This is a genomic window from Streptomyces sp. NPDC002104, assembly GCF_053593795.1.
Genome location: NZ_JBSFDF010000040.1, coordinates 57503 through 68813, shown reverse-complemented (window position 1 = coordinate 68813; position 11311 = coordinate 57503). Strand labels below are relative to the sequence as shown.

General features: G+C 69.6%; 10 protein-coding genes. 4 read left to right on the top strand and 6 right to left on the bottom strand.

The genetic code is table 11. The annotated features are described in order from the left end of the window. Positions 1-90 precede the first annotated feature (90 nt). Entirely contained in the window at positions 91-1473 is a 1383-nt protein-coding gene (locus ACWCP2_RS27990) for a glycine--tRNA ligase (RefSeq protein WP_399382335.1), read from the bottom strand. A gap of 156 nt (positions 1474-1629) precedes the next feature. On the opposite strand from ACWCP2_RS27990, the gene ACWCP2_RS27985 reads away from it, so the two are divergent. From ACWCP2_RS27985 to ACWCP2_RS27970, 4 genes are read left to right on the top strand one after another with little or no spacing between them, the layout of a single operon-like run. Further along, positions 1630-2610 (top strand): metal ABC transporter substrate-binding protein, encoded by a 981-nt coding sequence (locus ACWCP2_RS27985; RefSeq protein WP_450911344.1) that lies wholly within the window; start codon positions 1630-1632, stop codon positions 2608-2610. A gap of 35 nt (positions 2611-2645) precedes the next feature. Continuing rightward, the gene (locus ACWCP2_RS27980) at positions 2646-3437 is read left to right on the top strand and encodes a metal ABC transporter ATP-binding protein (protein WP_450911343.1); all 792 of its coding nucleotides are present in this window, start codon (positions 2646-2648) and stop codon (positions 3435-3437) included. Beyond that, positions 3437-4300, top strand: coding sequence for a metal ABC transporter permease (locus ACWCP2_RS27975; RefSeq protein ID WP_450911342.1), 864 nt, complete (start codon positions 3437-3439; stop codon positions 4298-4300). Before ACWCP2_RS27980 ends, ACWCP2_RS27975 begins: the two co-directional genes overlap by 1 nt. 59 nt (positions 4301-4359) lie before the next feature. After that, positions 4360-4791, top strand: a complete 432-nt coding sequence (locus ACWCP2_RS27970) for a Fur family transcriptional regulator (protein ID WP_450911341.1) — start codon at positions 4360-4362, stop codon at positions 4789-4791. A 52-nt stretch (positions 4792-4843) separates the two neighbouring features. Here ACWCP2_RS27970 and ACWCP2_RS27965 read toward each other — a convergent pair whose 3' ends face one another. From ACWCP2_RS27965 to ACWCP2_RS27945, 5 genes are all read right to left on the bottom strand, one after another. Then, positions 4844-5671 carry an isoprenyl transferase gene (locus ACWCP2_RS27965; protein WP_450911340.1) on the bottom strand — a complete coding sequence of 276 codons (828 nt, stop codon included), beginning with the start codon at positions 5669-5671 and terminating at the stop codon, positions 4844-4846. 12 nt (positions 5672-5683) lie between these two features. After that, entirely contained in the window at positions 5684-6430 is a 747-nt protein-coding gene (gene recO, locus ACWCP2_RS27960) for a DNA repair protein RecO (protein WP_450911339.1), read from the bottom strand. 114 nt (positions 6431-6544) lie between these two features. Further along, positions 6545-8098, bottom strand: a complete 1554-nt coding sequence (locus tag ACWCP2_RS27955; protein WP_450911338.1) for a nucleobase:cation symporter-2 family protein — start codon at positions 8096-8098, stop codon at positions 6545-6547. Between the two features lie 677 nt (positions 8099-8775). Continuing rightward, the gene (locus ACWCP2_RS27950) at positions 8776-9471 is read right to left on the bottom strand and encodes a TerB family tellurite resistance protein (protein ID WP_450911337.1); all 696 of its coding nucleotides are present in this window, start codon (positions 9469-9471) and stop codon (positions 8776-8778) included. Positions 9472-9880: 409 nt separating this feature from the next. Then, positions 9881-11311: 2-isopropylmalate synthase (locus ACWCP2_RS27945; protein WP_450911336.1), on the bottom strand; the 1431-nt coding region annotated here is incomplete at its 5' end.

Here is an 11311-nt window from a genome sequence, read left to right as displayed (position 1 = left end):
AACCACTACCAGGTCCACGGCTCGGTCCGGCAGTTGCTGGCGATCCTGGTCGCGATGCGCACCGGGCCACTGCCGTTTCCGCGGCGGAACCTAGCAGCCGAGCAGGCGGCTGCCGAGGTAGCTCTGGATCTGGTCCAGGGAGACGCGCTCCTGCTTCATGGTGTCGCGCTCGCGCACGGTCACCGCGTTGTCGTCGAGGGTGTCGAAGTCGACGGTGACGCAGAACGGCGTGCCGATCTCGTCCTGACGGCGGTAGCGGCGGCCGATGGCGCCCGCGTCGTCGAACTCGATGTTCCAGTGCTTGCGCAGGTCGGCGGCGAGGCCCTTGGCCTTCGGCGACAGCTGGGCGTTGCGGGACAGCGGCAGGACGGCGACCTTGACCGGGGCCAGGCGCGGGTCGAAGCGCATCACGGTGCGCTTCTCCATGACACCCTTGGCGTTGGGGGCCTCGTCCTCGTTGAACGCGTCGAGCATGAAGGCGAGCATGGCGCGGTTGACACCGGCCGCCGGCTCGATGACGTACGGGGTGTACTTCTCCTTGGACTCCTGGTCGAAGTAGACCAGCTCCTGGCCGGAGGCCGCGGAGTGCGCCTTGAGGTCGAAGTCGGTGCGGTTGGCGACGCCTTCGAGCTCGGAGAACTCATTGCCACCGAAGTTGAAGCGGTACTCGATGTCGGCGGTGCGCTTCGAGTAGTGGGACAGCTTCTCCTTCGGGTGGTCGTACCAGCGGATGTTCTCCTCGCGGATGCCGAGGTCGCGGTACCAGTTCCACCGCTCCTGCATCCAGTACTCCTGCCACTGCTCGTCCTCGCCCGGCTTGACGAAGAACTCCATCTCCATCTGCTCGAACTCGCGCGTGCGGAAGATGAAGTTGCCGGGGGTGATCTCGTTGCGGAAGGACTTGCCCATCTGCGCGATGCCGAAGGGCGGCTTCTTGCGCGAGGTGGTCATCACGTGGGCGAAGTTGGTGAAGATGCCCTGGGCGGTCTCGGGGCGCAGGTACGCCTTGGAGCCGGTGTCCTGGGTCGGGCCGAGGTGGGTCTCCAGCATGCCGGAGAACTGCTTGGGCTCGGTGAACTGGCCCTTGACTCCGCAGTTGGGGCAGTTGATGTCCGCGAGACCGTTGGCGGGCACGCGGCCGTGCTTGGCCTCGTACGCCTCTTCCAGGTGGTCGGCGCGGTGGCGCTTGTGACAGGAGGTGCACTCGGTCAGCGGGTCCGAGAAGGTGCCGACGTGGCCGGAGGCCACCCAGACCTCGGGGGCCAGGATCACGGACGAGTCGAGGCCGACGATGTCCTCACGCCCGGTGACCATGGCCTTCCACCACTGGCGCTTGATGTTCTCCTTGAGCTCGACACCGAGCGGACCGTAATCCCAGGCAGCCCGGGAGCCGCCGTAGATGTCACTGCAAGGGAAAACGAAGCCACGGCGCTTGCTCAGGCTGACGATGGTTTCGATCTTGTCGGCGGCCACGGTGCTCTCTTCATTTACGAGGACGAACGGCGAAGCCTCAAGGTTACCGGCGCCCGCACCCCCCCTTTCAAATCGGGACCCCCCTCCCCGGACCTCCCGCACCCCTCCCACCAGGGTTTTTGACAATCGTTTCCATCTTTGATGAAAATGGATGTCATGAACGTACGACGACGCCTCATACCGACCGCCGCCCTCGCCGGAGCCGTGGCCCTCGCCGCCACGGCCCTCACCGCCTGCTCGGGAACGGCCGGAGCCGCCGGAGCCAAGGACGGCAAGCTCGACGTGATGGCGTCGTTCTACCCGATGCAGTTCCTCGCCGAGCAGATCGGCAAGGACCACGTGAAGGTCGACACCCTCACCAAGCCCGGGGTCGAGCCGCACGATCTGGAGATCACCCCGAAGCAGACCGCGCAGCTCGGCGAGGCCGACGTCGTCCTCTACCTCAAGACGCTGCAGCCCGCCGTCGACAAGGCCGTCGCCCAGTCCGGCGTGAAGAACATCGTCGACGCCGCCACCCTCACCAAGCTGGAGGTGCACGGCACCTCCGGCCACGACGACCACGAGCACGCCGCCGAGGGCGAGGGCGACGGCCACGACCACAGCCACAGCGAAGCAGGCGAGGACCCGCACGTCTGGCTCGACCCGGTCAAGTACGCGGAGATCGCCAAGGGCGTCGGCGCGGCCCTGGCCACGTCCGACCCCGACCACTCCGCGGACTACCAGAAGAACACCGACGAGCTCGTCGCGAAACTGGGCACGCTGGACACCGAGTTCAAGGACGGCCTGAAGAACACGGCCTCCAAGACCTTCATCACCACCCACTCCGCCTTCGGCTACCTCGCCGAGCGCTACGGGCTCGACCAGGAGGGCATCTCCGGCGTCGACCCCGAGTCCGAGCCCAGCCCGGCCCGGATGAAGGAACTCCAGTCCCTCGCGAAGCAGGACAATGTGTCCACGGTGTTCTTCGAGACCCTGGCCAGCGACAAGACCGCCAAGACCCTCGCCACGGACACCGGCCTGAAGACCGACGTCCTGGATCCCCTGGAGGGAATCACGGACAAGTCCCAGGGCGCTGACTACTTCGAGGTCATGCGGGCCAACCTGAAGAACCTCCAGAAGGCACTCGGCAGCAAGTAATGGCAACAGCAGTAGCGGCAACGGAGGCGCGAGCCATGGAGTCCACGCCCACACAGGCCCTGGACCAGCCCGTCATATCCCTGCGCGGGGCCACGGCCTCGCTCGGCTCGCGCCCCGTGCTGCGCGGCATCGACCTCACCGTCCGCGGCGGTGAGGTCGTCGCCCTGCTCGGCGCCAACGGCTCCGGCAAGTCCACGGCCGTCCGCGCCGTGGTCGGCCAGGTCCCGCTGAGCGACGGCGCCCTCTCCCTCTTCGGCACCGACTTCAAGCGCTTCCGCGACTGGTCGCGCATCGGATACGTCCCCCAGCGCACCACCGCCGCCAGCGGGGTCCCCGCCACCGTCCGCGAGGTCGTCTCCGCCGGCCGGCTCGCCCGGACCCGCTTCGGGTTCCTGCGCAAGGCCGACAAGGCCGCCGTGGAGCGCGCACTGGACCTGGTCGACATGGGCTCCCACGCCGACGCCTCCGTGAACGCCCTCTCCGGCGGCCAGCACCAGCGGGTGCTCATCGCTCGCGCGCTCGCCGGCGAACCCGAGCTGCTGATCATGGACGAGCCGATGGCCGGCGTGGACCTGGCCAACCAGGAGGTCCTCGCGAACGCCCTGCGGAGCCAGGTCGCCGCCGGCACCACCGTGCTCCTCGTCCTGCACGAGCTGGGCCCGCTGGAGCCGCTCATCGACCGCGCCGTCGTCCTGCGCGACGGCTGCGTCACGCACGACGGCCCGCCCCCGGAGGCCCTCGGCCAGCACGCACTGCCGGGCCACGACCACGTACACCCCCACTCCGCGCACGACGCCGAGCCCCTCCGGACGGGACTGCTGAGCTGATGGACCTCCTCGACTACGCCTTCATGCAGCGGGCCCTGATCGCCGCCGCCCTCGTCGGCATCACGGCCCCCGCGATCGGCACGTACCTCGTGCAGCGCCGCCAGGCCGTCATGGGCGACGGCCTGGGTCATGTCGCCATGACCGGTGTCGCGCTCGGCTTCGTGATGAACACCAGTCCCGTGTGGATGGCCACGCTGGTCACCGTCATCGGCGCCGTCGGCATGGAGCTGATCCGCTCGCGCGGCAAGACCAGCGGCGACGTCGCGCTCGCCATGCTCTTCTACGGCGGACTGGCCGGCGGCGTCATGATCATCAACCTGGGCGGCGGATCCACCTCGATGCTGCTCGGCTCGATGTTCGGCTCGATCACCACGGTTTCCACCCAGGACGTCACCGCGATGGTCATCCTGGCCGTCTTCGTCCTCGCCGTCACGATCGGTCTGCGCCGCCAGCTCTTCGCCGTGTGCCAGGACGAGGAGTTCGCCAGGGTCACCGGGCTGCCGGTGCGCGCCCTCAACCTGCTGATCGCGATCACGGCGGCCGTCACCGTCACGGTCGCCATGCGGATCGTGGGGCTGCTCCTGGTCAGCGCCATGATGGTGATCCCGGTCGCGGCCTCCCAGCGGCTGACCCGCGGCTTCGCCGCGACGCTCGGGCTCGCCATGGCGATCAGCACGACCGTCGCCCTCAGCGGCACGGCGGTGACCTACTACATCGACGCCCCTTCGGGTGCCTCGATCGTGCTGATGGCCATCGCGGTCTTCATCGTGCTGACCGCGGTCTCCACCCCCCTGGCCCGGCGCCGGGCCAGGGCCGCCCGCTCCGCCGAGGAAGTCTGTACGCGGGACGACGTAACGGTGTGACGGGTTCGGGCAGTCGGCCGCCTGGCACAATGGGCCGAGACCGAAACGAGGAGGAACCGGTGGCGACTGCGCCTGGCGAGATGAATACCGCGCCAGTACGAGGACGATCCACCCGACAGCGGGCCGCCGTCGCGGCGGCGCTGGACGAGGTGGACGAGTTCCGCAGCGCCCAGGAACTCCACGACATGCTCAAGCACCGTGGCGATTCCGTGGGCCTGACCACCGTCTACCGCACCCTGCAGTCCCTCGCGGACGCCGGCGAGGTCGACGTGCTGCGCACCAGCGACGGCGAGTCCGTCTACCGCCGCTGCTCCACCGGGGACCACCACCACCACCTGGTCTGCCGCAAGTGCGGCAAGGCCGTCGAGGTGGAGGGCCCGGCGGTGGAGAAGTGGGCGGAGACCATCGCGGCGGAACACGGCTTCGTGAACGTCGCCCACACGGTGGAGATCTTCGGCACCTGCGCCGACTGCGCGGCCAAGCCCGCCTAGAGCCGGCGCAGGTTCCGCATGCGTGTTCGCGTCCAGGACGGCGGAGCCACGGTCAGGACTGGCCGGCGCCGCCCTCGGCCTGGTTCGGGACCGCGCCGCCGAAGCGGCGGTCGCGCTGGGCGTACTCGTAGCAGGCCGCCCACAGGTCGCGGCGGTCGAAGTCGGGCCACAGGGTGTCCTGGAACACCATCTCGGCGTACGCGCTCTGCCAGAGCAGGTAGTTGGAGGTGCGCTGCTCGCCGCTCGGGCGCAGGAAGAGGTCCACGTCCGGCATGTCCGGGTAGTAGATGTACTTCGCGAAGGTCTTCTCGTTGACCTTCGACGGGTCCAGCTTCCCCGCCGCCACGTCGCGGGCGATGGCCTGCGCCGCGTCCGCGATCTCGGCGCGGCCGCCGTAGTTGACGCAGAAGTAGAGGGTCATCGCGTCGTTGTCGACGGTCTGCTCCTGCGCGACCTGGAGCTCCTGGACGACCGACTTCCACATCTTCGGCATGCGGCCGACCCAGCGGATGCGGATGCCCAGCTCGTTCATCTCGTCGCGGCGGCGCCGGATGACGTCGCGGTTGAAGTTCATGAGGAAGCGCACCTCGTCGGGCGAGCGCTTCCAGTTCTCCGTCGAGAAGGCGTACAGGGAGAGGTTCTTGACGCCCATCTCCAGGCAGCCCTTGAGCACGTCGAGCACGACGCCCTCGCCCACCTTGTGGCCCTCGGTGCGCGGCAGCCCGCGCTCCTTGGCCCAGCGGCCGTTGCCGTCCATGACGATCGCGACGTGGTTCGGGACGAGCTCGCCGGGGATCTTCGGCGGACGCTCACCGGAGGGGTGCGGCTCGGGAACCTTGTACTCGCGGCGAGAGCGTCCCAGAATCCCGCGTCGTGCCATGTTGCCCAGCTCCTATTTCTCGACGTACCGCAGCGAGCGTAGCCCGCGCTCCAGATGCCAGTGCAAGTAGGCCGAGACCAGCCCGCTGCCCTCCCGCACGTGACGGGCCTCGCACGCGTCGGCATGTCCCCAGTCGCCCGTCAGCAGGGCGCTGAGCAGGGCGATGGCCTCCGACGAGGGTACGACGCTGCCGGGTACGCGGCAGTCCCCGCATATGACCCCGCCCGCGGCGACGGAGAAGTGCCGGTTCGGGCCGTGGAGTCCGCACTTCGCGCAGTCGTCGAAGCTGGGCGCGTAGCCGTTGACGGCGAGGGAGCGCAGCAGGAAGGCGTCGAGGATGAGGTTCGGCGCGTGTTCGCCGCGCGAGAGGGTGCGCAGGGCGCCGACCAGCAGCAGGTACTGCTGCACGGCGGGCTCGCCCTCGTGGTCGGTGAACCGCTCGGCGGTCTCCAGCATCGCGGTGCCGGCGGTGTAGCGGGCGTAGTCGGTGACGATGCCGTTGCCGTACGGGGCGATGATCTGGGTCTGCGTGCAGAGCGGCAGGCCGCGGCCGATCAGTTCGCCGTTGCGCGAGAAGAACTGCACGTCGGCGTGGGAGAAAGGTTCCAGCCCGGCGCCGAACTTGGACTTGGTGCGGCGCACGCCGCGGGCGACGGCCCGGACCCGGCCGTGGCCCCGGGTCAGCAGCGTGATGATGCGGTCCGCCTCACCCAGCTTCTGGGTGCGCAGCACGATGCCGTCGTCGCGGAACAGGCTCATGGGCCCATTGTCCCGTACGCCACCGACAGCACGGACGCTCCCGGCCGCGGCGGCCGGGAACGGCAGCGGCCCCCGCCGGGCACGAGGCCCGGCGGGGGACACCCCTTGGGAGGATCAGGCGGTCGGTGCGGGGGCGTGGTCGCCCTCGCCCGACTGGGCCGGGACGGCTGCCGTGGTCTCGGCGCCCGCCGCGGTCTTGGCGTCCACCGCGGTCTTGGCGTCCGTCGCGGCCTCGGCGTCCACCGCGGCCTCGGCGTCCGCTCCGGGCACGGCGACCGGCCCGGCGAGCTGCGGGGCTTCGTGGGCGTTGCCCTTCCCCAGACCGTTGAAGATCAGGTTCAGGACGATCGCGGCCGTGGCACCGAGCGTCACACCGCTGTTGAGGAGCGAGGAGAGGTCCGCGCTCATGTGCTTGTCGAAGAAGGCCGGGACGGTGGCCGGGAAGAGGGCGAAGGCGATGGAAACGCCGACGATGAGGGCGTTCTTCTCCTCCTTCAGGTCCACCTTGCCGAGGGTCTGGATGCCGGCGAGGGCGACCATGCCGAACATCACGGTGGCGGCGCCGCCCAGGACGCCGGGCGGGATCGCGGCGACGATCGCGGCGGCCTTCGGCAGCAGTCCGAGGATGATCATGATGACACCGGCGGCCACGACCACGAAGCGGCTCTTGACCTTGGTGACCCGGACCAGGCCGACGTTCTCGGCGAAGGCCACGTAGGGGAAGGAGTTCAGCAGGCCGCCGAGCGCGGTGGCGGCGCCGTCGGCACGCAGGGCGCGCGCCACGGTCTCGCTGTCGATGTCCTTGCCGACGATCTCGCCGACGGCGTAGGTGTCACCGGTGGTCTCGACCATGGTGATCAGCATGACGATGAGCATCAGGAAGATCGGGAACCACTCGAACTTCGGGGCGCCGAAGTGGAAGGGCGTGGTGACGCCGACCCAGTTGGAGGCGCTGACCGCGTCGAACTTGGCGTCACCGAGGAGGAAGGCGATGAGCGTGCCGCCGACCAGGCCGAGCAGGACCGCGATGCTGGCCAGGAACTTGCCGCCGAGGCGCATCACCAGCAGGACGAAGAGCATCGTTCCGGCCGCGTAGGCCAGCTGGCCGGGGTCGCCGCCGTCGCCGACGAGCGGGGCGCCGCCCACGGTGTCCTTGAGCGCCACCGGCAGGAGCACGATGCCGAGGATGGTGATGACCGTGCCGGTGACCACCGGCGGGAAGAGCCGCATCACCGCGCGGAAGGCCTTGGCGGGCAGCCAGGCGAAGGCGAAGGTGGCGATGCCGGCCGTGATGACGGCGCCGTAGATGACCAGGAGCGCGGCGGTGCCGCCGCCCGCACCGAGACCGATGGCGATCATCGGGGAGACGGCCGTGAAGGTGACTCCCTGGATGATCGGCAGCCGGGCGCCGACCCTGCCTATGCCCCAGGCCTGGAGGATCGAGGCGATGCCGCAGGTGAAGAGGTCCGCGTTGATCAGGTAGACCAGCTCTTCGGGGCTCAGCTTGAGCGCACTGCCGACGATGATCGGAACGATCACCGCACCGGCGTAGAACGCGAGTACGTGCTGGAAGCCGTACAGCGCGAGCTTGGGGAGGGGGAGCACCTCGTCGACCGGGTGCGTGCTCTGCTTTCCGGTGGCGGAAAGCGGTGCGGCGACACGTGCCATCTCTGCCTTGCCCTTCAATGAGGTAGGTAAACGAGAGGAAGCGATAGGAAGCTGGTTGTCCCCGGCCGAAGTGGGTCGTTAACCCGTTGATCCGGCGGGGCGATCAGTACGTCCACGTGAATCGAAGCTCCGCGGTGTTACCGGCGGCGTCTCCTCGTGTGACCGGAATTGAACGCCTGTGGGGCCGCTCACAGATATCGTCGACTTCTACAAAATGTTGACCGGGGGCGGTTCAGGATCTGGAGGTTTCTCCAGTGGTGGAGACCCCCGGCGTCGACTATGGCCAACGCTTCACCGAACCACCGCTTCCGGCTGCGCGAACGCGAAGACCCTGCGCGGTGACGTGCGGGTTAGCAGGTCACAGGCCGTTCGGCCGCGCAAAGATGAAGCTCCCGCTCCGCCCGTCCACCTGGTGGAAACACCCCGTACGGATGGCACGCCTCCGCGGTTCACGACCTGCGGAAGGATCTCCGGATCGGGGCTGCGAGGCCCGATCGTTACCTCGGAATGTGCCGCTTTCGCCCACACCGTGAGACGCGGCCGCGTCCGAAACCGCCCGCACGGCAGAAACGATCGCCCGGGCCGTCTCATGGCGATGCCCCGCGCCGATGGGCGCGGGGCATCCTCCGGGAGGCGTACGCGGTGCCTGCGGGACCGGCCGGGACCCGTACGGCGCGCTACGGCGCCCGGACCGCCGACAGCAGCCGCGCGACCTCGTCCGCGTCGATCCGCAGCGCCGAGCCCACGGTCGCCAGCACCTCGCGTTCCGCGGGGATGTACGGGCCGTCGGCCAGTGCCACGCGCGCGCCCTGCAGCAGGATCGATTCGCGGCCCGGGCCGGCCAGGTGCGGAGCCAGCGGCTCCAGCGCCTCGTGCAGCTCGATCGAGAGCGCCGCGCCGTGGCAGTCGGGCCCGTCGTAGAACCCGAGCCGGCCCTCCTCCGCGGCCAGCCCGTCGACCAGGGACTCCAGCTGCTCCTCGGAGCAGTCCTGGAACCCGGCGGACCGTACGGCGCCCACGGCGGCCTCCAGCGCGCTGCGCGAGGCCGTCCCGCCGGCGGCCAGCACGGCCAGGGTGACCGTGTGCACGGCGTCGCGCAGCAGCGCGGAGAAGCGGGTGGTGGTGAGGTGGTCCAGGACCTCGGTGCCGAAGTGCTCGCGGCAGCCCTGGCACTCGACGACGGGCCCCTCCTGCCCGCGGGGCAGCAGCGGCACCCCCAGGACGGTGAACCGGCGGCGGCCCGTGCGCCGGCGGTAATTGCGGTCGCCACCGCAGTCGGGGCAGAAGAACTCCCCGTCACCCACGGAGCTCCAGGTGGTGCGGATACCCCAGACCGTCAGCTTCCGGCCGTCCCCACCCCGAACTGGCAGCACGTCGCACCTCCGTAACCTTCCGGCAACATCGCCGGGTTGGCGTGATGTTAGCCACATCGGTGAGGATGCGTCAGTCGTGTGACAAGACAACATCCCCCGGCTCCCGTACTTGGCCGATCTGCGCCCCTGCCCGATTCCGGCCCGCACCCGGCCCCACCTGCGCGCCCGCCGCCAACGGCCGCCCCTGGGCCCGCCTGCCCTCGGCCGCATGAACGAGAAGTCCTGTCCCGCGTCCGGCCTCGCGGTGGAGCGGGCCGCGCGGGGGATCCGTGTCAACGCCGTGGCCCCCGGGACCATCCGTACGGAGCGGGTGCTCGCGCTGACGGACGAGCGGCCCGGAGAACGGCGGAACCCCGCCCCTCCGGCAGGAGGAGCGGGGTTCACGGACGGGACGCGAAGGGACGAGCGGTCAGCGGCCCGCGCGGTTGACGGCGGAGATGACCGCTTTCAGGGAGGCGCGGGTGGTGTTCGCGTCGATGCCGATGCCCCACAGGACGCGGCCGTCGATCGCGCACTCGATGTACGAGGCGGCGACGGCGGAGGCGCCCTCGCTCATCGTGTGCTCGGTGTAGTCCAGCAGGCGGGCGTCGATGCCGATGCCGGCCAGCGCGTCGAAGAAGGCCGAGATCGGGCCGTTGCCGGTGCCGTCCAGCACGGTCTCCGCGCCGTCCACGACCGCCTCGACGGTCAGCGTGTCGGTGCCGTCCTTGTCGGTGGTGGTCTGGCCGGAGCGCAGCTGGATGCGGCCCCACGGGTTCTCGGGGTTGGGCAGGTACTCGTCCGAGAACACGTCCCAGATCGCGGTCGGGGTGACCTCGCCGCCCTCGGAGTCGGTCTTGGCCTGGATGATCCGCGAGAACTCGATCTGCATGCGGCGCGGCAGGTCCAGCTTGTGGTCGTTCTTCAGGACGTACGCGATGCCGCCCTTGCCGGACTGCGAGTTGACCCGGATGACCGCCTCGTAGGAGCGGCCGACGTCCTTCGGGTCGATGGGCAGGTACGGGACCGCCCACTCGATGTCGTCGACGGTGACGCCCCTGGCGGCCGCGTCGGCCTCCATGGCGTCGAAGCCCTTCTTGATGGCGTCCTGGTGGGAGCCGGAGAAGGCGGTGTAGACGAGGTCGCCCGCGTAGGGGTGGCGCGGGTGGACTTCCATCTGGTTGCAGTACTCGCTGGTGCGGCGGATCTCGTCGATCTGCGAGAAGTCGATCTGCGGGTCGATGCCCTGGGAGAACAGGTTCATGCCCAGCGTGATCAGGTCGACGTTGCCGGTGCGCTCGCCCTGGCCGAACAGGCAGCCCTCGATGCGGTCGGCGCCGGCCATCAGGGCCAGCTCGGCCGCGGCCACGGCGGTGCCGCGGTCGTTGTGCGGGTGCACGGAGATGCAGATGTGCTCGCGGCGGGTCAGGTTGCGGGCCATCCACTCGAAGCGGTCCGCGTGGGTGGACGGCGTCGAGCGCTCCACGGTGGCGGGCAGGTTCAGGATGATCTCGCGGCCCTCGGACGGCTGCCACACGTCGCAGACGGCCTCGCAGACCTCCAGGGCGAAGTCCAGCTCGGTGTCGGTGAAGATCTCCGGGCTGTACTGGTAGCCGAAGACGGTGTCGGAGCCCAGCAGCTTGTCCGCGTACTCCATGACCAGGCGGGTGCCGTCGACGGCGATCTGCTTGATCTGCTCCTTCGAGCCGCGGAAGACGACCCGGCGGAAGGTGGGCGCGGTCGCGTTGTACAGGTGCACGGTGGCGCGCTTGGCGCCGACCAGCGACTCGACGGTCCGCTCGATCAGGTCCTCGCGGGCCTGGGTCAGTACGGAGATGGTCACGTCGTCCGGGATCGCGCC

What these genes read in the sequence shown, in the direction of transcription:
- ACWCP2_RS27955 (WP_450911338.1), bottom strand. Translation starts at nt 8,098, where the DNA reads ATGGCACGTGTCGCCGCACCGCTTTCCGCCACCGGAAAGCAGAGCACG.
- ACWCP2_RS27980 (WP_450911343.1), top strand. Translation starts at nt 2,646, where the DNA reads ATGGAGTCCACGCCCACACAGGCCCTGGACCAGCCCGTCATATCCCTG.
- ACWCP2_RS27965 (WP_450911340.1), bottom strand. Translation starts at nt 5,671, where the DNA reads ATGGCACGACGCGGGATTCTGGGACGCTCTCGCCGCGAGTACAAGGTT.
- ACWCP2_RS27985 (WP_450911344.1), top strand. Translation starts at nt 1,630, where the DNA reads ATGAACGTACGACGACGCCTCATACCGACCGCCGCCCTCGCCGGAGCC.
- ACWCP2_RS27975 (WP_450911342.1), top strand. Translation starts at nt 3,437, where the DNA reads ATGGACCTCCTCGACTACGCCTTCATGCAGCGGGCCCTGATCGCCGCC.
- recO (WP_450911339.1), bottom strand. Translation starts at nt 6,430, where the DNA reads ATGAGCCTGTTCCGCGACGACGGCATCGTGCTGCGCACCCAGAAGCTG.